At 64.5% G+C, this 22,320-nt stretch carries 15 protein-coding genes; 4 read left to right on the forward strand and 11 right to left on the reverse strand.

Annotated elements, in window-relative coordinates; genetic code table 11:
- Nucleotide 1: 1 nt before the first annotated feature.
- From zwf to QX121_RS08360, 3 genes are read right to left on the reverse strand one after another with little or no spacing between them, the layout of a single operon-like run.
- Nucleotides 2–1,525 carry a glucose-6-phosphate dehydrogenase gene (gene zwf, locus QX121_RS08350; protein ID WP_315811645.1) on the reverse strand — a complete coding sequence of 508 codons (1,524 nt, stop codon included), beginning with the start codon at nucleotides 1,523–1,525 and terminating at the stop codon, nucleotides 2–4.
- Nucleotides 1,522–2,559, reverse strand: a complete 1,038-nt coding sequence (gene gnd / locus QX121_RS08355) for a phosphogluconate dehydrogenase (NAD(+)-dependent, decarboxylating) (protein ID WP_315811646.1) — start codon at nucleotides 2,557–2,559, stop codon at nucleotides 1,522–1,524. The genes zwf and gnd overlap by 4 nt, the downstream gene beginning before the upstream one ends.
- A 14-nt stretch (nucleotides 2,560–2,573) precedes the next feature.
- Entirely contained in the window at nucleotides 2,574–5,420 is a 2,847-nt protein-coding gene (locus QX121_RS08360; RefSeq protein WP_315811647.1) for a bifunctional transaldolase/phosoglucose isomerase, read from the reverse strand.
- A 1,134-nt stretch (nucleotides 5,421–6,554) separates the two neighbouring features.
- Here QX121_RS08360 and QX121_RS08365 point away from each other — a divergent pair.
- The 3 genes from QX121_RS08365 to QX121_RS08375 all read left to right on the forward strand — a co-directional run bounded on the left by QX121_RS08365 (nucleotide 6,555) and on the right by QX121_RS08375 (nucleotide 11,535).
- Entirely contained in the window at nucleotides 6,555–8,498 is a 1,944-nt protein-coding gene (locus QX121_RS08365) for a PrkA family serine protein kinase (protein WP_315755266.1), read from the forward strand.
- A gap of 224 nt (nucleotides 8,499–8,722) precedes the next feature.
- Nucleotides 8,723–10,000 carry a YeaH/YhbH family protein gene (locus QX121_RS08370; RefSeq protein ID WP_315782020.1) on the forward strand — a complete coding sequence of 426 codons (1,278 nt, stop codon included), beginning with the start codon at nucleotides 8,723–8,725 and terminating at the stop codon, nucleotides 9,998–10,000.
- Nucleotides 9,997–11,535, forward strand: coding sequence for a SpoVR family protein (locus QX121_RS08375; protein WP_315811648.1), 1,539 nt, complete (start codon nucleotides 9,997–9,999; stop codon nucleotides 11,533–11,535). Before QX121_RS08370 ends, QX121_RS08375 begins: the two co-directional genes overlap by 4 nt.
- Before the next feature lie 15 nt (nucleotides 11,536–11,550).
- Here the strand turns inward: QX121_RS08375 and QX121_RS08380 are convergent, their stop codons facing one another.
- Nucleotides 11,551–11,961: a VOC family protein gene (locus tag QX121_RS08380; RefSeq protein ID WP_315811649.1), complete on the reverse strand. Its 411-nt coding sequence runs from the start codon at nucleotides 11,959–11,961 to the stop codon at nucleotides 11,551–11,553.
- Nucleotides 11,962–12,122: 161 nt separating this feature from the next.
- Here QX121_RS08380 and QX121_RS08385 point away from each other — a divergent pair, with 161 nt between their 5' ends.
- Nucleotides 12,123–13,403 carry a TMEM143 family protein gene (locus QX121_RS08385; protein ID WP_315811650.1) on the forward strand — a complete coding sequence of 427 codons (1,281 nt, stop codon included), beginning with the start codon at nucleotides 12,123–12,125 and terminating at the stop codon, nucleotides 13,401–13,403.
- Nucleotides 13,404–13,761: 358 nt separating this feature from the next.
- Here QX121_RS08385 and QX121_RS08390 read toward each other — a convergent pair whose 3' ends face one another.
- The 7 genes from QX121_RS08390 to pqqD all read right to left on the reverse strand — a co-directional run bounded on the left by QX121_RS08390 (nucleotide 13,762) and on the right by pqqD (nucleotide 22,270).
- Complete coding sequence (locus QX121_RS08390) at nucleotides 13,762–14,817, reverse strand: 2-oxoacid:ferredoxin oxidoreductase subunit beta (protein ID WP_315811651.1); 1,056 nt, start codon at nucleotides 14,815–14,817, stop codon at nucleotides 13,762–13,764.
- 166 nt (nucleotides 14,818–14,983) lie between these two features.
- The gene (locus tag QX121_RS08395) at nucleotides 14,984–16,834 is read right to left on the reverse strand and encodes a 2-oxoacid:acceptor oxidoreductase subunit alpha (RefSeq protein WP_315738643.1); all 1,851 of its coding nucleotides are present in this window, start codon (nucleotides 16,832–16,834) and stop codon (nucleotides 14,984–14,986) included.
- Nucleotides 16,804–18,603 carry an FAD-dependent oxidoreductase gene (locus QX121_RS08400; protein ID WP_315796661.1) on the reverse strand — a complete coding sequence of 600 codons (1,800 nt, stop codon included), beginning with the start codon at nucleotides 18,601–18,603 and terminating at the stop codon, nucleotides 16,804–16,806. The genes QX121_RS08395 and QX121_RS08400 overlap by 31 nt, the downstream gene beginning before the upstream one ends.
- 335 nt (nucleotides 18,604–18,938) lie before the next feature.
- Nucleotides 18,939–19,607 carry a DUF4286 family protein gene (locus tag QX121_RS08405; RefSeq protein ID WP_315811652.1) on the reverse strand — a complete coding sequence of 223 codons (669 nt, stop codon included), beginning with the start codon at nucleotides 19,605–19,607 and terminating at the stop codon, nucleotides 18,939–18,941.
- 179 nt (nucleotides 19,608–19,786) lie between these two features.
- The gene (gene pip, locus QX121_RS08410) at nucleotides 19,787–20,776 is read right to left on the reverse strand and encodes a prolyl aminopeptidase (protein ID WP_315811653.1); all 990 of its coding nucleotides are present in this window, start codon (nucleotides 20,774–20,776) and stop codon (nucleotides 19,787–19,789) included.
- Complete coding sequence (gene pqqE / locus QX121_RS08415; RefSeq protein ID WP_315811654.1) at nucleotides 20,769–21,965, reverse strand: pyrroloquinoline quinone biosynthesis protein PqqE; 1,197 nt, start codon at nucleotides 21,963–21,965, stop codon at nucleotides 20,769–20,771. The genes pip and pqqE overlap by 8 nt, the downstream gene beginning before the upstream one ends.
- On the reverse strand, nucleotides 21,962–22,270 hold the full coding sequence (pqqD, locus tag QX121_RS08420) for a pyrroloquinoline quinone biosynthesis peptide chaperone PqqD (protein WP_315811655.1): 309 nt from the start codon (nucleotides 22,268–22,270) through the stop codon (nucleotides 21,962–21,964). Before pqqD ends, pqqE begins: the two co-directional genes overlap by 4 nt.
- Nucleotides 22,271–22,320 lie beyond the last annotated feature (50 nt).

The raw sequence follows: 22,320 nt of genomic DNA on the forward strand, positions 1-22,320 counted from the left end.
GCTAAACCAGCTTGCGCCAGCTGCGGCCGTCGCGGGCCAGGAGATCGGCCGCCGCCTCAGGTCCCTCGCTGCCGGCTGCGTAGGAATGCAGGCCATCGCGGCCAGCCTTCTTCCACGCCCCGATGAACGGCTCGACGGCCTTCCAGCCGGCTTCGACGCTGTCGGCGCGCTGGAACAGGATGTTGTCGCCGATCATGCAGTCATAGATCAGCGTCTCGTAGCCGGTGGCCGGCTCAGCCTGGAAATAGTCCTTGTAGTTGAACTTCATCTGCACGCCGTCGGTGCGGATGGTGGGGCCGGGTACCTTGGTGTTGAACTGCAGCGTGATGCTCTGGGTCGGCTCGATGCCGATGACCAGATAGTTTTCGGCCAGGGTTTCGATCGGCGTGCAACTGAACATCGCGAACGGCGCCTGGCGGAACTTGATCGCCACCTCGGTGCGCTTGGCGCCAAGCGCCTTGCCGGTGCGCAGATAGAACGGAACGCCGGCCCAGCGCCAATTGTCGATCGTGAGCTTGAAGGCGGCATAGGTCTCGGTGGTGCTGTCGGGACGGACGTCCTTGCTCCTGACATAGTCGGGCAGTTCGGCGCCGCCGATCATGCCGGCCGTGTACTGGCCGCGCACCGAGTTGAGCAGCGCCTCCCGTTCGCTCAACGGCTGGATCGCCGACAGCACCTCCGCCTTCTCGGAGCGGACGGTATGTGCATCGAACCGTGCCGGCGGCTCCATCGCCACCAGCGACAGCAATTGGAATAGATGGTTGGGGACCATGTCGCGCAGCGCGCCGGTGGCGTCGTAGAAGCTGCCACGCGTGCCGACGCCGAGCTTCTCCTCGACGGTGATCTGGACATGGTCGATGTGATGCCTGTTCCAGATCGGTTCGAACATGCCATTGGCGAAACGCAGCACCAGGATGTTCTGCACCGTCTCCTTGCCGAGGTAATGATCGATCCGGTAGATCTGGTGCTCGGTCACGAGCTGCAGCAGCTCGTCGTTCAGCTTCTTGGCCGAGGCGAGGTCGGTGCCGAACGGCTTTTCCACCACGAGGCGGCGCCAAGCATTGCCGTCCTCCCGCAGCAACCCGACGCGCCCGAGCTGTTGCGCGATCGGCGCAAAGGCGCTCGGTGGCGTCGCCAGGTAGAACAGCCGATTGCCGTGGGTCTCCCGCGCGGCTTCCAGCTTTTCCAGCCTCTCCTTCAACTGATCGAAGCTTTCCGGCTCCTTCGGATCGGCCTCGATCGCAGTCACGCATTGCAACAGGCGCTGCGCGATCTCATCCTCGATCGGGCGTGTGGCGTATTTGCGCAGGCCTTCCATGAGATTGTCGCGCAGTTGCTCGCTCGACATGCCCTTGCGGGCAATGCCGACGATGCAGAGCCTGTCCGGCAGCAGATGATTGGCCGCGAGATTGTAAAGCGATGGCAAGACGAGCCGATGGGTCAGATCGCCGGTCACACCGAAGATCACGAAGGCGCAGGCGTCAGGCTTCTGGTGTTGCGGCTGATGCGAACGGTGGGCGGTCACGCGCGGTCCGCCTTCGGCTTGACGATCTCGGGCGCGCTCTGGCGCGCCGGGTCTGGGTGCTGTTCGGGCTCCTTGTGTCCGCCGAAGCCTTCGCGCATGGCCGAGAGAATCTTCTCCGCGAACGTGTGCTCCTGGCGCGAGCGGAAACGGGCGAACAAGGCGGCGGTCAACACCTCGGCCGGCACCGCCTCGTCGATCGCCGCATTCACGGTCCAGCGGCCCTCGCCGGAATCCTCGACATAGCCGGAATATTTCTCCAGACCGGGCTGCCGCGCCAGCGCGCTGGCGGTGAGGTCGAGCAGCCAGGACGGAATGACGCTGCCGCGGCGCCACACCTCGGCGATATCTGCGAGATCGAAGTCGAAGCGGTGCGCCTGCGGCAGCGCCGCGCTGTTCGCATTCCTGAGGATGTCGAAGCCCTCGGCATAGGCCTGCATCAGGCCATATTCGATGCCGTTGTGGATCATCTTGACGAAGTGCCCGGCGCCCACCGGACCGGCATGCAGATAGCCCTGCTCGACGCGCAGGTCGCGGCCATCACGGCCCGGTGTGCGCGGGATGTCGCCGATCCCAGGCGCGAGCGCGGCGAAGATCGGATCGAGCCGGTCGACGACCGGCTTGTCGCCGCCAATCATCATGCAGTAGCCGCGATCGAGGCCCCAGACCCCGCCGGAGGTGCCGACGTCGACGTAGTGCAGACCGCGCTCCTTCAGCGCCTTGCCGCGGCGGACGTCGTCCTGCCAAAAACTGTTGCCGCCGTCGATGATGACATCGTCTCGGGTCATCAGCCCGGTGAGCTGCTCGACGGTGGCTTCCGTGATCTTGCCGGCCGGCAGCATGATCCATGCGTGCCGCGGCGTTGCGAGCTTACCGACGAACTCCTCGAGGCTCGCGGCGCCGGTGGCGCCTTCGGAGACCAGCGCGGCCACGGCCTTTGCGTCGCGATCATAGACCACGCAGGAGTGCCCCGCGCGCATCAGGCGGCGCACGATGTTGCCGCCCATCCGCCCGAGACCGATCATTCCAAGCTGCATCGACGAGGCCCTTCCTAGCTCAGCGCTTCGCTGATCGCGCTGTCGAGCATCTTCAGGCCCGATTTCAGATTGCCTTTGAGATGGACCCGAAGAGCCCGGCGCCCGCGCTCGGCGAGCACGTCGAAATCGCCGCGCGCCTGCGCCGCCTTGATCACGCCGAAGCTCGCCTTCTGCCCGGGGATCGGCAGATCCTCGGCATCGTCGGCGGTGATCTGGAGAAACACGCCGCTGTCCGGACCGCCCTTGTAGGCCTGACCGGTCGAGTGCAGGAAGCGCGGACCGAATTCGGCGCAGGTGGCGAGGTGCTTGGCATCGCGCAGCCTCAGCCGGATCCGCTGCAGCGTGTCGATATTGCCTGCATTGCGGTCGATATAGCCGAGCAGGGCGATGTAGTCGCCGTCGCCGGCGCGGCCGAGATGCGCCTTCAGCCAGGACGCGAGCGTGCCGTCGGCGCCATGCCCGCGCAGGCTCTCGGCGTTCTGCGCATCGGTGTAGAGCTCGCAGCCCTTGATCGATACGACGGGCTCCTCCGCCGGCAGTGCGCCGCTTTGCTCGAACGCCGCGGTCAGTTCGCGGGTCTTGATCTTGGCCGATTCGACGTCCGGCTGGTCGAACGGGTTGATGCCGAGCACGGCGCCGGCGACGGCGGTCGCCATCTCGAAGCGGAAGAATTCCTGCCCGATCTGGTCGATCGACTTCATGACGATGCGCACGACGGGATGACCGGCGTCCTCGATCGCGGCGAGCTTCGCTTCATGGCCCGCCACCTCGTCGCCGTCGATCTTGATGTCGATGAAGAAGCGATCATGACCGTAGACCTCGGGCGAGGTGACTGGTTCGCCATCGATCGGGATCAGGCCCTTGCCTTCCTTGCCCGTGGACTCCGCGATCAACTGCTCGGCCCAGGCGCCGAAATCGGCGATCTTGGGCGAGGCGAAGATCGTCACCTTGTCGCGGCCTTCGAGGCCGGCAAGGCCCATCGCCAGACCGAGCTGCACACCCGGGTTCTGTAGCGGCGGCACGTCGGGCCCGCAGGAGCGCACCATGGACAGCGCCTGCGTGATCAGCCTGCGCACGTCGATGCCGGCGGTGGCGGCCGGCACCAGACCGAACGGCGACAGCACCGAATAGCGGCCGCCGATGCTCGGCTCGCCGTGGAAGATGCGGGCGAAGCCTTGCGCGCGGGCCGCCTTCTCCAGCGACGAGCCGGGATCGGTCACGGCAATGAAGCGATGGCCGGCCTTCTTGGACCCGATCGCATCGGATACGCGCGCAAAGAAATAGTCCTTCATCGCGTTCGGCTCGGTGGTGCCGCCCGACTTGGAGGAGACGATGAATACCGTCCTGGCGATGTCGATCGCCTTCTCCATCGCGCGCACCTGCGCCGGATCGGTGGAGTCGAGCACGTGCAGCTTGGGGAAGCCGGCCCTGCGCGGGAACGTTTCGGCCAGCACTTCCGGCCCGAGGCTGGAGCCGCCCATGCCGAGGACCACGGCGTCGGAGAATTTCTGTCCCTTCACCCGCTGCGCGTAGTCCTCGTAATCGGCGATGTCGGCCTTCTCCGCGCTGGTCAGCCAGCCCAGCCATTTGTGCTCGTCTCGGCCGGTCCAGACCGTCGCGTCCTTGTGCCAGAGCCGGCGGATCCTGGCGTCCTTGCGCCACTCCTCGGTGGCGGAGGCGACCTTCTTCTGCAGATCAGCAGCAACCGTGATCGACTGCTGCCCAAGCCCGGTCCCGAGCACGACGGCGCGCTTGTGCGCAACCGCGCCATAGAGCTTGTCGGCGGCGTCCGCGAACTGCTTGACGCCGTCGACCACGAGATCTGCGGTGATGTCGTCGAGCGAGATGCCGGTCTTCGCCAGATCCTCCAGGGCGGCCTGAGCGGCGTCGACGTCTTCCTCCAGACTGTCGCGCACCTTGCCGTGATCACGGAAGGCGTCCAGCGTGGCCGGCGGCACGGTGTTGACGGTGTTCGGCCCGATCAGCTCCTCGACATAGAGGACGTCGCTGTAGTCCTTGTTCTTGGTGCCGGTGGAGGCCCAGAGCAGCCGCTGCGGCTTGGCCCCTTGCTTGGCCAGCCGCTCCCAGCGCGCGCCGGCGAACAGCTGCTTGTAGTCCTGATACGCCATCTTTGCATTGGCGATGGCGATCCTGCCCTTGAGCGCGGCCAGCCGCTCCTTCTCGGTCGGATCATTGGCCTGGGCGATCTTCTCGTCCAGCTGCTTGTCGACGACGCTGTCGATGCGGCTGACGAAGAACGAGGCCACGCTGGCGACATGCGACGGATCGCCGCCGGCGCCGACGTAGGCTTCGAGGCCGGCAATATAGGCTTCGGCAACCTGCCGGTAGACGTCTTGCGAAAACAGCAAGGTGATGTTGACGCTGATGCCCTTGGAGATCAGGTGCTCGATCGCGGGCAGACAGGCGTCGGTCGCCGGCACCTTGATCATCAGATTCCTGCGGTCGACCGCCGTCCAGAGCTGCTCGGCCTCGGCGATCGTGCCCTTGCTGTCCATCGCCAGATAGGGCGAAACTTCGAGGCTGACGAAGCCGTCATTGCCATCGAAGCGGTCGTAGACCGGCCGCAACACGTCGGCGGCATTCTGGATGTCCTCGACGGCGACGGCCTCGAACAGCTGCGTCGGCGATCGATCGCCGTTCTTCAGCGCCGTGGCGATCGGTGTGTCATATTCGTCGGAGCTGCCGATCGCCTTCTCGAAAATCGCGGGATTCGAGGTGACGCCCTTGACGCCATCCTCATCGATCAGCCGCTTGAGGTCGCCTTTGGCGACGAAGCCGCGTGCGAGGAAATCGAGCCAGACCGCCTGGCCGTGTTCTTCGAGAGCTTTGACCGGATTCATGATGCCTATCTATGTGCGTCGGCTTGCTTTTTTGGGTTCCCGCCTGGCAGCTGCCAGGTCGATAGGGACCTCACATGAACAACTATGCGCCAGCCCTCAGGAGAACGCCATTCATAATGGATTGATCCCTCTGGAATCCCAAGAGCTTCGAGCCGGGGTGACGTGCCGGCGGGGCGCGTCCGGAGGGAGATCGGCAGGCGACGCGAAGCCCGCCGCTGATCGTTCCGGCCAAAGCGCGCGGCAGAGCCGCCAGAGCGCGGTCGGCGTTCGGCCTGCGTCGACCTCAGCAGTGCTCGTGCGCCGGAGAGGCCCCGGGAGGCAAGCAAATGCCGTCGATCGAAAGCTTCTCCGGCTTGCAATGCTGGAAAGGTGCCACATGTGTTCTGGGTAATGGTGCCCTACGCAACGGATCATGGCGAACGTCTCACGGTTGTCGCCTCGGCAGCGCCTCACGAGTGTCGGCGTATAACCCATGATGCTTTCCGGCTGCAGATGCTCAGCGGCGAACTGCCGTGTGATCATGGCAATGATCGGCATCGAGTGATCCATCCGGCTTCGGCCGCGCGTTATTTTACGACGTTCGGATCTGGCGGCGAACATGCGTGCGCGCGGCCCTATGAGATGCATGCGCTCATCGCTCGCTCGAGGACGTTGTATGAGCGACGGCAGATGCGGTCGCAGGCCCATATTTGGTCGGCCGCCGTGGCCGGCGCGCATCAGGTCGCGCAGCGAATGAGACGTTCCCTGCCTGGAGCGCTCGCGAGAAGAGCTGCGTTCACTCGCGGTTCACTTCGGGAAGAGAGACTGATTTTGGAGCTGTCACGCCACCAGTTCACGTGGCTTCACAACACCTTGTGCGGCGCAGGGAGACTACGGTGCCGGGGTATTGCGGATGTTGCGAAGCAGAGACAATGAGGTACAAATGGGGAGAGTCGGCCGGCTTTTGCCGAACTATTGAGCGAAGTGCATGTTGATAGGGCATATGCTGCATGCACTTTGCGTTGCGGAAAAGGACGAAGACGGTGCCCAATGGGGGCTAGCGCGCTTCACTCTGAGTCGGTTCGGGATCAGCAGGAACGTACTTGGATCTCGGCCCGTTGCAGCAGTGCGGCGGAACCTACGTGGAGAGGGATCATGTACAACGATTCGTTGTTCAACGCGTTCGCAAGGTCGTTCGAGGCACGCAGCCAGACCGACATGTCGATGCAGGAATATCTAGAATCGTGTCGAACCGACCCGATGCGATACGCGAACGCCGCTGAACGACTACTAGCTGCGATCGGCGAGCCTCAGATGATAGACACGGCCAAGGACCCACGCCTTGGCCGTATTTTTTTGAACCGGACGGTTCGCCTGTATCCTGCATTCGCCGGCTTCTACGGCATGGAGGACACGATCGAGCGCATCGTCGGCTTCTTCCGTCACGCCGCGCAGGGTCTCGAAGAGCGCAAGCAGATCCTCTATCTGCTCGGACCGGTCGGCGGCGGCAAGTCGTCGCTGGCCGAACGGCTGAAGCAGTTGATGGAAACCCATCCGATCTACGTGCTCAAGGCCGGAGATGAGCTGAGCCCCGTGTTCGAGTCGCCGCTCGGCCTGTTCGATCCCGACACGCTGGGCCCGATGCTCGAGGAGAAATACGGCATTCCGCGCCGCCGTTTGTCCGGCCTGATGAGCCCGTGGTGCTACAAGCGGCTCGAAGCCTTCGGCGGCGACATCTCGCAGTTCCGCGTCGCCAAGATCCAGCCGTCGCGGCTGCGCCAGATCGGCATCGCCAAGACCGAGCCCGGCGACGAGAACAACCAGGACATCTCCTCGCTGGTCGGCAAGGTCGATATCCGCAAGCTCGAGACCTACGCGCAAAACGATCCCGACGCCTACAGCTATTCGGGCGGTCTCAACCGCGCCAACCAGGGCATTCTCGAATTCGTCGAGATGTTCAAGGCGCCGATCAAGATGCTGCATCCGCTGCTGACGGCGACGCAGGAAGGCAACTATATCGGCACCGAGAACATCGGCGCCATTCCCTACAACGGCGTGATCCTCGCCCACTCCAACGAGTCGGAGTGGCAGAGCTTCAAGACCAACAAGAACAACGAGGCCTTCATCGACCGCATCTGCGTCATCAAGGTGCCGTACTGCCTGCGCGTCACCGAGGAGCGCAAGATCTACGAGAAGCTGATCCAGGGCTCCGAGCTCTCCACCGCGCCCTGCGCGCCGGCGACCTTGGACACGCTCGCCCGCTTCTCGGTGATGTCGCGCCTGCGCAAGCATGAGAACTCGACGCTGTATGCCAAGATGCGGGTCTATGACGGCGAGAGCCTCAAGGAGTCCGATCCGAAGGCGCGCAGCGTGCAGGAATATCGCGATGCTGCCGGCGTCGACGAGGGCATGGACGGCATCTCCACCCGCTTTGCCTTCAAGGTGCTGGCTGCGACCTACAATCACGATACGGCGGAAGTATCGGCCGACGCCGTGCATCTGATGTACGTGCTGGAGCAGTCGATCAAGCGCGAGCAACTGCCCGAGGAGATCGAGAAGCGCTACCTCGAATTCATCAAGGCGGATCTCGCGCCGCGCTACGCCGAGTTCATCGGCCACGAGATCCAGAAGGCCTATCTCGAATCCTACTCCGATTACGGCCAGAACCTGTTCGATCGCTACGTCGACTACGCCGACGCCTGGATCGAGGATCAGGACTTCAAGGATCCCGATACGGGACAGCTGCTCAATCGCGAGCTGTTGAACCAGGAGCTGACCAAGATCGAGAAGCCGGCCGGGATCGCCAACCCGAAGGACTTCCGCAACGAGGTTGTCAAGTTCTCGCTGCGCTCCCGAGCCCAGAATGGAGGCAAAAATCCGTCCTGGACCTCCTACGAAAAGATCCGCGAAGTCATCGAAAAGAGGATATTCTCGCAGGTCGAGGATCTGCTTCCGGTCATCTCGTTCGGTACCAAGAAGGACGGCGAGACCGAGAAGAAGCACGACGACTTCGTCGCGCGCATGGTCGAACGCGGCTACACCGAGCGGCAGGTCCGTCGGCTGGTCGAGTGGTACATGCGCGTGAAGCAGGCGGGTTGATCGTGGTCCGGCGCCGATGTTCACTGCAGGTGCGGCAGGCCATCGGTCTGACGTCGGCGCCAGGGTTACGAACGAGATGAACGTTCGACGCTGAGCTTCGCTGGGAGGCGTCGGACAGGCAGAGGGTGCCGTTGCAGTGTCGGGTCCGATACTGCACCGCGGCATCGCGGCGGGGGAGAGCAGGAGTCGAAGCCGCTGCAGCAGGAGGCGTATGGAACGTGGTCATGCACATCATTGATCGGCGCCTGAATCCGGGCGGCAAAAGTCTCGAAAATCGTCAGCGATTTTTGCGCCGCGCCAAGGCCCTGGTTCAGGGAGCGGTCAAGAAGACCTCGCAGGACCGCGACATCAAGGACGTGCTGGAGGGCGGCGAAGTCTCGATCCCGCTCGACGGCATGGACGAGCCGCGCTTCCGCCGCGAGGGCGGCACCCGCGACATGGTGCTGCCCGGCAACAAGAAGTTCGTCGAAGGCGACATCCTGCCGCGCTCCGGCGACGGCAGCGGCCGCAAGTCGGCACCAGGGCAGGGCGACAGCGAGGACGCGTTCCGCTTCGTGCTGAGCAAGGAGGAGTTCGTCAATCTCTTCCTGGACGATCTCGAGCTGCCTGATCTCGCCAAGCGCAAATTCGCCGAGGCCGAGAGCGAGGGGCTGGTGCGTGCCGGCTACTCGACGTCGGGCTCACCGGCCAACATCTCGATCAGCCGCACCGTCACCCGCGCCTTGGCCCGCCGCGTGGCGCTGCGCCGTCCGCGGCCGGAGGCGATTGCCGAGCTCGAGGCCCAGCTGGAGCAGGAGACCGACGACGACAAGCGTGCCGCGCTTCTGGCCGAGCTCGAGGCCCTGAAGGCCAAGGCCAAGCGCATCCCCTTCATCGATCCGATCGACATCCGCTACCGCCGCTTCGAGGCCGTGCCGAAGCCGATCGCGCAGGCCGTGATGTTCTGCCTGATGGACGTGTCCGGCTCGATGTCGGAGCACATGAAGGACCTCGCCAAGCGTTTCTACATGCTGCTCTACGTGTTCCTGACCCGGCGCTACCGTCATGTCGAGATCGTCTTCATCCGTCATACCGATCGCGCCGAGGAGGTCGACGAGCAGACCTTCTTCTATGGACCGGCATCCGGCGGCACCTTGGTATCGAGCGCCCTGCAATGCATGCACGACATCGTCCGCTCGCGCTTCCGCCCCTCGGACTGGAACATCTACGCGGCGCAGGCCTCCGACGGCGACAACGCCACCTCGGATTCCGAGAACGTCGCCCGTCTCTTGACCGACAACATCCTGCCGGTGTCGCAGTTCTTCGCCTATCTCGAGGTCGGTGAATCCGGCACCTATTCGTTCGAGATGCCGGACTCCGCACTGTGGTCGCTGTATGAGCGGCTGCGCGCCGATGGCGAGCCGCTGTCGATGCGCAAGGTGCGTGACCGCAGCGAGATCTTCCCGGTGTTCCACGACCTGTTTCAGCGTCGCGGCACCACGCAGGAGAGGGCGGCGTCATGAGCGGGTTGCTGTTCGAGGGCGCGGATTGGAATTTCCTCACCCTGCAGCGCATCCACGATGCCTGCGAAGCCGTCGCCGAGAAGGAGCTCGGGCTCGACACCTATCCCAACCAGATCGAGGTGATCACGGCCGAGCAGATGCTCGACGCCTATTCCTCGGTCGGCATGCCCCTGTTCTACAAGCACTGGTCGTTCGGAAAGCACTTCGCCTACCACGAGGCCTCGTACCGCAAGGGCCTGATGGGCCTCGCCTATGAGATCGTGATCAACTCCTCGCCCTGCATCTCCTATCTGATGGAGGAGAACACGGCGACGATGCAGACCTTGGTGATCGCGCACGCCGCGTTCGGCCACAACCATTTCTTCAAGAACAACTATCTGTTCAAGCAGTGGACCGACGCCGACGGCATCCTCGACTATCTCGATTTCGCCCGCGGCTACATCGCGCAATGCGAGGAGCGCTACGGCCGGCTCGCCGTCGAGCATACGCTGGACGCGGCGCATGCGCTGATGTCGCACGGCGTCGACCGCTATCCCGGCAAGAAGAAGCTCGACTTCCGCGAGGAGGAGAAGCGCGCCGGCAAGCGCAGGCTCTACGAGGAGGGCCAGTTCAACGATCTCTGGCGTACGGTGCCGACCGGCCCGGTCAAGACCAATGCGATGCTGAACGTCGAACGGCGCCGCGCGCTGCTCGGCCTCCCGCAGGAAAATCTGCTCTATTTCCTGGAGAAGACCGCGCCGCGGCTGGCGATGTGGCAGCGCGAATTGCTGCGCATCGTCCGCCACATCGCGCAATACTTCTATCCGCAGGGCCAGACCAAGGTCATGAACGAGGGCACGGCGACCTATGTGCATTATCGCATCATGAACCGGCTGCACCAGAACGGCCGCCTCACCGACGGCAACTTCCTGGAGTTCCTGCAGTCGCACACCAACGTCGTCTTCCAGCCGGAGTTCGACGATCCGCGCTTCTCCGGATTCAACCCTTACGCGCTCGGCTTTGCGATCATGCAGGACATCGAGCGCATCGTGAAGGACCCGACCGACGAGGACCGCGAATGGTTTCCGGACATCGCCGGCACCGGCGACGAGATGGCGGTGCTGCGCGACGTCTGGGCCAATTATCGCGACGAGAGCTTCATCAGCCAGTTCCTCAGCCCCAACCTGATCCGACAGCTCAGACTTTTCCACCTGCATGACGATCCGGCCGAGCGCGCCGGCATCCTCGTCGACGCCATTCATGACGAGCGCGGCTATCGCCGCGTCCGCCGCGAGCTGTCCAAGCAGTACGACGTCGGTTGCATCGATCCGAACATCGAGGTGGTCGATGTCGATCTCGCCGGCGACCGCCGCCTGATGCTGCGGCATACCGTGGTGAAGGGGGCCCAGCTCAGCGAGACCGACACCAAGCGCGTGCTGCAGCATCTCGCCGATCTCTGGAGCTACGACGTCTCGCTGGTGGAAGTCGACGCCGCCACCGACAAGGTGCTGAAGGAGTACGTGCTCAATCCCCGGATACAACCGGCGGCCGCCTAGCGCGGCCGCCAAGCCTTAGATGTCCGCAAACACCTCGAGCAGATTGCCGTCGGGATCCCTGAAGAACAGCGTGCGGTGGCCGAAGGGCTGGTCCGTCGGCGGCTCCATGAGGGCGATGCCCTTGCCGGTCAGCTCGGCCGCGCAGCGGTCGACATCGTCGCGGGTCACCTTGAAGGCGAGCTGAAGCGATGCGCTCCCTGGCGGCGTCGGCTGGTCCGAGGCCAGCCGTTGCGGCCGGGCGAGCGCCAGCGTGTTGCTGCCGGCCTGGTACTCGATCCAGCCTTGTGACAGCTCGCGCAGCAGGGGAAAGCCCAGCACCTCTTCATAGAAGCGGCGCATCGCGGACCAGTCGCGCACCAGGATGACGGTGTAGTCGATGGCCCGGATGGCCCGGAACGGGGATGTCTGCTGTCCGGCGTCGGTCATGATCAGTCTCTCGTTCTGCAGGCGGGACCTGCAGCTTACGTGTTGCGGCGAGTGGCGTGAACGGGATCGGGGCGCTATGGTATGCGGGTTGGCCGGACGCGCCGGCCCGTGCAGCCGGATCGGCTGTCAATGGCGCAGATCGAAGCTCGGGCGTGAGAGGCGTGGTCGGACCAGGGAAGACGGCGGCGGCGGAGCGGCGGGACCGGTTCATTCCGTTGCGCAAGTCGGACATTCTTGATGGCCTGATCTCGAACGGCCATGTCGATGACGCCCAGGCCAGCGAGCTGCGGCAGCTGGCGCGTATGCTCGGCGCGATTCTGCACCATCAATATTTCGACGAGCTCGATCGGTTCCGCGACGCCTATTTCGACTTCGATCCCGAGGTGCCGGTCGGCCGCCGTCGATCGCCGGAGGATCTCGACGCGGCCTATCGCAGCCTCGCCGACGAAGTCGTGCGGGTACTCGGCGAGGCCAATTTCATCGAGATCAGCCATGGCGAGATCGAGCGCGCCTTTGCCGAGCATGCGCTGGTGCGGGTCAAGCTGAAGGCGCCGATCTCCGACTATCGTGCCGTACGGATGTTCCGGCGTGGCCAGCATCAGGAGATGATCGAGGTCCCCATGCTGTATGGGCTGCGACGGCGCAAGCATGAGATCGAGGTCTATGACGACATCGTGCTGATGGTCGCGACCAAGCCCGACGAGCCGGTCAAGAAGAAGAGCAAGGCCGCCGCCTGGCGCGGCCGCAACAAGATCCGCGGCGGCGCGGTGCTGTTCAAATATTTCCGCCACATCGCGCGCTTCGACCTCGAGGCGCTGCTGCCGAACGTCCGCGTCGTCATGGGCCTGCGCGAGCAACTGACGCTGGGCGTGCCGGCGCTCGTCGGCGGCGTACCGATCCTGCTCAAGCTGGCTTCGACCTTGACCGTGCTGTTCATCGTCGCCGGCTTTTATCTCGGCCTCAGCGGCACCGTGCACGACAACGATACGGAGCAGGCGCTGGCGGCGCTGTCGGGATTGTTCGCGCTCGGCGCCTTCATCCTGCGGCAATGGGGCAACTTCCATCGCCAGTCGCTGATCCATCAGAAGCAGGTCACCGACAACATCTACTTCCGCAACGTCAACAACAATTCCGGCATCTTCAACTATTTGATCGGCGAGGCCGAGGACCAGGACTGGAAGGAAGCGATGCTGGCCTATGGCGGCCTGCTGCTGGCGTCGGTGCCGCTCTCGCGTGCTGCATTGGGCAGCCATGTCGAGGAGTTGCTACAGCAGATGTTCGGGCTGGGTCGGGCGTTCAATATCGATGAGGCGCTGCTGCGGCTGCGCGAGTTTGGGCTTGTGAGTGGTGGCGACGACGCGCTCTCGGCGCTGCCGCTGCCAGAGGCGATCGCGCAGCTCGATCGCGTTTGGGCGAGCGCGCTGCGGCCGCAATCGTCATAAACGATGACGGGCCTCATGGTTCAAGACGCGCCTGCGGCGCTCCTCACGATGAGGAGCGAGGGCGCGGCTCACCAGGATATGCCGAGCTGTCGCAACGAACGATCTGCCAGTTAGTTACTCCGTCATGCCCGGGCTTGTCCCGGGCATCCACGTGGTTCTCAGCGTGCCGAACGACGTGGATGGCCGGGACAAGCCCGGCCATGACGTGGAGATAGAGAAGCGCAAAACTCCGATTGTGAAATGCGATAGCCCCGCCAGAAGCGGGCGCAATGCACTCCGCCCTCGTCCTGAGGAGCCCGCCGGAGGCAGGCGTCTCGAAGGACGGCTACAGAGCACACGCTCTCCACGCAGCGGTCTGCTAGCGCAGACTCGCATTGATCTTGTCGAGCGCCGACTGCCCCGGGCACAGATCCACCGCCTCCAGCCGGTTGAGCGGGCGCTCCACCGTGTTGAGGTGGCTGTGCAGATCGTCGGCCTCAGGGTCGACATAGAGTAACCCGGTCACGATCTGGCCTTGCGCGGCATGCTTCTGGAGGAAGGTCATGGCGCCGAGCCGGTCGTGCGGGTCGTAGTCGGCGTCGATCTTGCGCAGCGCCAGCCTGGAACCGTCGTGCTGCTCGACGATCTGCACCGTGCCCGGATCCTGGTCGATCTCGATCGGATCGCGTCCGGTCAGCACGTCGAGCCGGTTCACGGCATCGTTGTGCTCGCGGACATAGTCGAAGCTCTTGGTTGAGCCGGCGTGATTGTTGAACGCGATGCACGGGCTGATGACGTCGATGAACGCCGCGCCCTTGTGCTGGATGGCGCCCTCGATGATCGGCACCAGCTGCTTCTTGTCGCCGGAGAACGACCGCGCCACATAGGTGGCCCCGAGCTGCAGCGCGATGCCAACCAGGTCGATCGGATTGTCGGTGTTGGTGACGCCCTTCTTCGACTTCGACCCGCGGTCGGCGGTCGCCGAGAATTGGCCCTTGGTCAGGCCGTAGACACCATTGTTCTCGACGATATAGGTCATGTTCACGCCGCGCCGGATCGCGTGGGCGAACTGGCCGAAGCCGATCGAGGCGGAATCGCCGTCGCCGGAGACGCCGAGATAGATCAGCTCGCGGTTGGCGAGGTTGGCGCCGGTCAGCACCGAGGGCATGCGACCGTGCACGGTGTTGAAGCCGTGCGAATTGCCGAGGAAATAGTCCGGCGTCTTCGACGAGCAGCCGATGCCGGAGATTTTTGCCACGCGATGCGGCTCGATCGACAGCTCGAAGCAGGCCTCGATGATCGAGGCCGTGATCGAATCGTGGCCGCAGCCGGCGCAGAGGGTCGAAATCTTGCCCTCGTAGTCGCGATGGCTGTAGCCGAGCGCGTTCTTCTTGATGCCCGGATGCTGGAACTTCGGCTTTGCGATGTAGGTCATGAGAGCCTCGCATCACCCGGCATCGTCATGGCCGGGCTTGTCCCGGCCATCCACGTCGGGGCCGAGAGGAAAGACGTGGATGCCCGGGCCTTCGCCGCGCCGAAGCAGCTACGGCCGCGCAGGCGGGTCGAGCCCGGGCATGACGGCGGAGAGAGCGGAGAGTACGTCATGACACGGCCTTGCGCAGTGGGGTGACCTTGATGTGGTCCTGGTGGTCGCCGATAGCATCGGCGATGAAGCGCGCCGTGATCGGCGTGCCGTCATAATGCAGGATCGGCACCAGGCGGACCGGGTCGATGCCGTTCTCCGTGACGATGAGCTGGCGCAACTGCGCGTCGCGGTTCTGCTCGACCACATAGACGAAATCGTGCTCGGCGATGAAGCTCGCCACGCTCGAATGGAACGGGAAGGCGCGGATGCGCAGCCGGTCGAGCTGGCAGCCGCGCGCCTCCAGCAGTCCGATCGCCTCGTCCATCGCCGGCGCGGTCGAGCCGAAATAGATTACGCCATATCTGGTCGGCTTGCTCGCATTGGCCTGCAACGGCCGCGGCACCATGTCTTGCGCGGTCTGGAACTTGCGCAGCAGGCGCTGCACGTTGTCGGCATAGACGGCGCCTTCCTCGGAATAGCGCGCGTAGCGGTCACGCGACGTGCCACGGGTGAAGTAGGAGCCCTTCGTCGGATGCGTGCCGGGGTAGGTGCGGAACGGAATGCCGTCGCCGTCGACGTCGAGATAGCGGCCGAAGTCGCGGCCTTCGTCGAGCATCTCCGCCGTCATCACCTTGCCGCGGTCATACTGCTTGGCATCGTCCCACTTCAGCGGTCGGCACAGCCGCTGGTTCATGCCGATGTCGAGGTCGAGCATCAGGAAAATCGTGGTCTGCAGCCGCTCGGCAAGATCGAACGCCGCAGCGGCAAACTCGAACGCCTCGGCCGGATCTTCGGGGAACAGCATCACGTGCTTGGTATCGCCGTGCGAGGCATAGCCGCAGGCGATCAGGTCGCATTGCTGCGTCCGCGTCGGCATGCCGGTTGAGGGGCCGGCGCGCTGCACGTTCATGATCACGGCCGGGATCTCGGCAAAGTAGGACAGGCCGATGAACTCGGTCATCAGCGAAACGCCGGGGCCCGATGTCGTGGTAAAGGCGCGGGCGCCGTTCCAGGACGCGCCGACCACCATGCCGATCGAGGCGAGCTCATCCTCGGCCTGCACGATCGCGTATTTGGCCTGCCCGGTTTCCGGATCGTGCCGCAGTTTCTTGCAGTGGTTGCTGAACGCTTCGGCCAGCGAAGACGACGGCGTGATCGGGTACCAGGCGCAGACCGTGGCGCCGCCATACACGGCGCCCAGCGCGGCGGCGTTGTTGCCCTCGATGAAAATGCGGTCGCCGACCTTGTCGGCCTTCTTGATGCGCAGGCCGATCGGGCATTTCAAATTCTGCAGCGCCCAGTCGCGGCCGAGATGCAGCGCGTGGACGTTGGAGGAGAGCAGCTTCTCCTTGCCCTTGTACTGCTCGCCGATCAGTTGCTCGATCAGCTTCGGATCCATGTCGAGCAGCGCTGAGAGCGCGCCGAGATAGATGATGTTCTTGAACAGCTGGCGCTGGCGCGGATCCGAATAGGTCGAGTTGGTGATCGCGGTCAGCGGGACGCCGATGACGGTGATGTCGTCGCGGAACTTGGTTGCCGGCATCGGCTTGGTGGAATCGTAGAACAGATAGCCGCCCGGCGCGATACCGGCGACGTCCTTGTCCCAGGTCTGCGGGTTCATCGCCACCATCAAATCAGTGCCGCCGCCGCGCGCGCCGAGATGGCCCGCTTCGGTGACGCGCACCTCGTACCAGGTCGGCAGGCCCTGGATGTTCGACGGGAAGATGTTGCGTGGGCTCACCGGCACGCCGTGACGGAGCACGGCGCGCGCGAACAGCTCATTGGCGCTGGCCGAGCCGGAGCCGTTGACGTTGGCGAAGCGGACGACGAAGTCGTTTACGCTGCTGAGCGGCGCTTGCTGGGACATGCGTTACCTGCGTGGGTCGTCTCGATGAAATATTTCTGCATGTCCCACGCACCGGTGGGGCAGCGTTCGGCGCATAGGCCGCAATGGAGGCAGACGTCCTCGTCCTTCACCATCACGCGCCCGGTCTTCAGATCCGAGGACACGTAGAGGCTCTGGTCGGGATGCAGCGAGGGCGCCTTCAGCCGCGCGCGCAGATCCGCCTCCTCGCCATTGTCGGTGAAGGTGATGCAATCCATCGGACAGATGTCGGCGCAGGCGTCGCATTCGATGCACAGCGTGTCGGAGAACACCGTCTGCACGTCGCAATTCAGGCAGCGATGCGCCTCGCCGAGCGCGAGCTTGACGTCGTAGCCGAGCTCGACCTCGGTGCGGATGTCCTTCAGCGCCACGACCTTGTCACGATGCGGCACCTTGAAGCGCTTGTCGGAGGAGATGTCGTTGTCATAGCTCCATTCATGAATGCCCATCTTCTGCGAGGAGATGTGCACCTCGGGCAGCGGGCGCTCGGTGATGTCCTCGCCCGAGAGCAGGCGATGGATCGACAGCGCGGCCTCGTGGCCCTGTGCGACCGCCCAGATGATGTTCTTCGGCCCGAACGCGGCGTCGCCACCGAAGAACACCTTTGGATTGGTCGAGACGAAGGTGGTCGGATCGACCTTGGGCATGTGCCGCTTGTCGAATTCGATGCCGCAATCGGCTTCGATCCAGGGGAATGCGTTCTCCTGGCCGACGGCGACCAGCACGTCGTCGCAGGGATAGGTCTCGTCGGGCTCGCCGGACGGCACCAGCGAGCGTCCGCCGTTGGCGTCATATTCCGCCTTCACCTTCTGGAAGGTCATGCCGGTCAGCTTGCCGGCGGCATGGTGGAACGCGATCGGAACGAGATAATTGAGGATCGGAATGTCCTCGTGCAGCGCGTCCTCCTTCTCCCACGGAGACGCCTTCATCTCCTCGAAGCCGGAGCGCACGATGACCTTGACGTCCTCGCCGCCGAGCCTGCGTGCGGTGCGGCAGCAATCCATCGCGGTGTTGCCGCCGCCGAGCACGATCACGCGCTTGCCGATCTTGTCGGTGTGGCCGAACGAGACACCGGACAGCCAGTCGATGCCGAGATGGATGTTGGCCGCCGCTTCCTCCCGACCTGGAATGTTCAGCTCGCGGCCGCGTGGCGCGCCGGAGCCGATGAAGACGGCGTCATAGTTCTCGGCCAGCAGCTTCTTGAGGCTGTCGATACGATGGCCGGCCTTGTAGTCGACGCCGAGGCTGAGCACGTAGCCCGTCTCCTCGTCGATGACGCTGTCGGGCAGGCGGAACTTGGGAATCTGTGAGCGCATCATGCCGCCGGGCTTGGGATCGGCGTCGAACACGGTGCAGTGATAGCCGAGCGGCGCGAGATCGCGCGCCACGGTCAGCGACGCCGGGCCGCCGCCGACCAGCGCGATGCGCCGGCCGTTCTTCGGGGCAGGGCGCGGCATGCGCTGATGGACGTCGTCCTTGAAATCGGCCGCAACGCGCTTGAGGCGGCAGATCGCGACCGGGCTTTCCTCGACGCGCCCGCGTCGGCAGGCGGGCTCGCAAGGGCGATCGCAAGTGCGTCCGAGAATGCCCGGGAATACATTCGATTTCCAATTGATCATGTAGGCGTCGCTGTAGCGACCCTCGGCGATCAGGCGGATGTATTCGGGGACCGGAGTGTGTGCGGGACAAGCCCATTGGCAATCGACTACTTTGTGAAAGTAGTCGGGGGCCGAGATATCAGTCGCTCTCATTCATACCCTGTCCGCGCGGCGAACCATGAGCGCGCGGCCTTCCTGACGTGAGGACGACTGCTTGTTCAGGATCGGCTGGGGATCGATTGGGAGTCCGGAGCAGGTCCTGTTCGTCGCCCTTCTGTTTTTTGAATGGCTCAATTGAATAGTCTTATCAGACTAGAGCCATTCCAAGGCGCACACAAAGGCAAATTTGCAAAGCTGCCCTTCGTGCACAGTGTGCGGCGCCGCATTGCGGGCGTGATGATGCCATCGAATGTTGCGTTGCGGCATTGTGGCGAGCGGCTGCATCTGCCGGTTGCACGCTCGCGTCATTGATGCAGAACAATGCGCGCTCAGCCAGAGGCGATGTCCGCGCGGCTCAGGTCCCACATCAGCCTGTAGATGCCGGCCGAGATCTGCGTCGCCAGCGGACCGTCGATGGCCGCGAAGCGCGTGGTCATCAAGGTCGCGATGGCATGACTGTCGGCGCCGTCGATGAGGATGAACCAGTCGGCATCGCGCGAGCTCGCAGGAACCCCGGCTGCCGGACCGGAGAGATCAGCATCGCCCTCGAGCAGGTGCATCGAGATGACGCCCTTGACCTCGCTCGGATCGAGCTCGATCTGCAGCGCGTCGCGCAGCGCCCCGTCCTGTCCCGGCTTCGGCCGCAGGCGGATGATGCCGAGCACCGCGCCGCGACCGGCGCCGATCGAGATCGTGATGCGTGCGACGCTGCGGATCATGTTCTTGAACCGCGCCATCACTGCCTTCGACCATTCCGTCGGCGACTCCAGCCGGGCGCGATAGGGCGCGCTGTCGAGCACGTCGATCGTCTCGGTCGAATACAGGCAGAGATATTTAGGGCTGCCCTGCTCGGCGACATAGCGCCGCGCCTCGATGAAGCCGGGGATGGCCACGCGCTCTTCGAGATGCTCGCTGTCATACCAGCGGTTGAAGTCGGCTTCGTCAGCGGCATCGATATTCATCGATGTCAACAGCATGCCTTTCCCGGCGATGGGCATTGCAGATGTCCTTAGTTTGGCGGCCAATTCCTCATGGTGAGGAGCGCCCCTCGGGCGCGTCTCGCGGACAATGCTTGCGCATTGCCTGGTGAACCATGAGGTCGGGATGGATCGGCCTCATCCTTCGAGACGCCATGCTGCGCATGGCTCCTCAGGAATGAGGGGAGACGATCACATGTTTAAGGCGCGGTCGTGCGCTTAGCCATGTCGGAGATGGCTTTCATGACCGCATCGCGGATGCCGGGGTCATAAAGATTGTGACCTGCGGCTTCGACGACACGGATTTCGGCGTCGCGCCACACCTCCGCCAGCCGTGCCGAGGTCGCCGGCGGACAAAGCAGGTCGTAGCGGCCCTGCACGATGATTCCGGGAATCCCGTTGAGACTGTTCGCATTGCGCAGCAACTGGTCCGGCGCCATGAAGCTGTCGTGCGAGAAATAGTGCGCCTCCATGAACGGCGTCGCCGGCAAGGCGGTGCCGGAGCGGATGGCGAGGCGATCGAGCCGGGCGCGCGCGGGCTTCACCTCCGACAGCGCGCGCTCGGTATCGTGCCAGGCGCGGGCGGCAGGGCCATGGATCGCCGGATCGGGATCGAGGATGCGCCGGAAGTAGGCGTCGCACGGATCGGCGTGCTCGTTCTCCGGCAGCAGCTCCAGAAAGTCGCGGTGCAGGGCCGGGTGAAAGCGCGCCAGCGTCTCGCCGAAGGCGGTCGCCACCTCCGCGCGGGTGCCGAAAAAGGTCGCGCGCAACACCAGCCCCGTGACGCGCGTCGGGTGCGCCTGCGCATAAGCCAGCGCCAAGGTGGCGCCCCAGGAGCCGCCGGCGACGATCCAGCGCTCGAAACCGAATCTTTCGCGGATCGCCTCCATGTCGGCGATCAGGTCGGGCAGGGTGTTGTTGTCGCGGCTGCGTGCAGGACGCGAACGGCCGGCGCCGCGCTGGTCGAACAGCACGGCGTGGAAGCGCTCGGGATCGAACAGCCGGCGGTGATCCGGCTGGCATCCGGAGCCCGGCCCGCCGTGCAGATAAACCGCGGGAATGCCGCCAGCGCGGCCGCTGCTCTCGACATAGATCTGGTGACCGCCGGAGACATCCAGCCATTCCGACGTCAGCGGGATGAACGGATCGCTGCGGTGCGCGGAGGCGCGGCCGGCTTCGGCGTCAGGCATCGTTGCCGTTCTCCGGCGTGCCGCCGGCGAAGTTGCGATACAGGAAGCGGTCCTGGCCCGAGGCCGCGTCACGCTCGGCCTGCTTGAAGATGCTCTCGTGCAGCGGGGACAAGGTGCAGGCCGGATCGGTGTTGGCGGCGTCGCCGGTCAGCGCGAACGCCTGGCAGCGGCAGCCGCCGAAATCAATCTCGCGGAACTCGCAGGATTTGCACGGCTCCTTCATCCAGCCGGTGCCGCGGTAGCGGTTGAAGGCCTCGGAGTTCTGCCAGATCCAGGCGATCGAATGGTTCGAACGGACAGACATGAAGTCGAGGCCGGTGATGCTCTCGGCGGCGTGGCAGGGCAGGATCTTGCCCGAGGGCGAGATGTTGAAGAACTGCCGGCCCCAGCCGCCCATGCATTTCTTCGGCCGCAGCGCGTAATAGTCCGGCACCACGTAGTCGATGGTCAGCGTGCCCTTCAGCCGCTCGCGGGCGTCCTCGACGATGCGGTCTGTCTCTTCGAGCTGGGCGTAGGTCGGCATCAGGCTGGCGCGATTCTTCAGCGCCCAGCCGTAATATTGCACGTTGGCGACCTCGAGCCGGTCGGCGTCGAGATCGACCGCCATCCGGATGATATCAGGCAGCTGATGCAGGTTCTGCCGGTGCATCACGGCGTTGACCGTCAGCGGCAGGTCGAGCTCGCGAGTCCAGCGCGCCACTTCGAGCTTCTTGGCGTGGCCGCCCTTGTAGCCGCCGACGCGGTCGGCGATGCCGGCCTCGCTGCCCTGGAAGCTGATCTGGACATGGGACAGCCCGGCATCGGCCAGCTCCTTGAGCCGCTCGCGGGTCAAGAGCACGGCCGAGGTGATCAGGTTGGTGTAGAGCCCGACGTCGTTGGCATGCTGCACCAGCTCGACCAGATCCTTGCGCGCGGTCGGCTCGCCGCCGGAGAAGTGGATCTGCAGCACGCCGATCTCGGCGAGCTCCGACAGCACCTTCTTCCACTCCGCCGTCGTCAGCTCCTGCCCGGCGCGATCGAGCTCCAGCGGGTTGGAGCAATAGGGGCATTGCAGCGGACAGCGATGCGTCAGCTCGGCCAGCACGGCGAGCGGGATGCCGTAGGTCTCGGCCACGGAGCCGCGCCGCTCCAGCACGGCAAGGCCGTCATTCGCGGCGATCTGCGGCGTCGTCTCGGTGAGCTCGGTCATGATGTCGTCTCCCGAACCTCGGTCAGGAATCCCTTGTCAGCGAGATCCTGCAGCATGGCGACGACGTCGGTCGCGATGACGTCGCGGGGCGCGGCATATTTCACCGCGAGATCGTCGATGATGCCGGCGACGGCGCGCGCGCCGTCGCACAGCTTGAGCACCTCGACCGCGATCTCGTCCGGCGCCAGCACGCGCTCAGGGGCGAGGATGACCCAGACCTGGCGCGTCTCGTCGAACTTCAGCTTGGTGTGTCGCGGCAGCACCACGCGGCTGGTCTCGGTGACTTGGATGTGACGCGGGGCCATGGCGGGTCTCTAAGTCGTGTAGTCGTGAAGAAGCACGGTGGCCGCGCAGA

The organism is Bradyrhizobium sp. SZCCHNR2028 (assembly GCF_032380995.1).
In the GTDB taxonomy this organism is placed as follows: Bacteria; Pseudomonadota; Alphaproteobacteria; order Rhizobiales; family Xanthobacteraceae; genus Bradyrhizobium.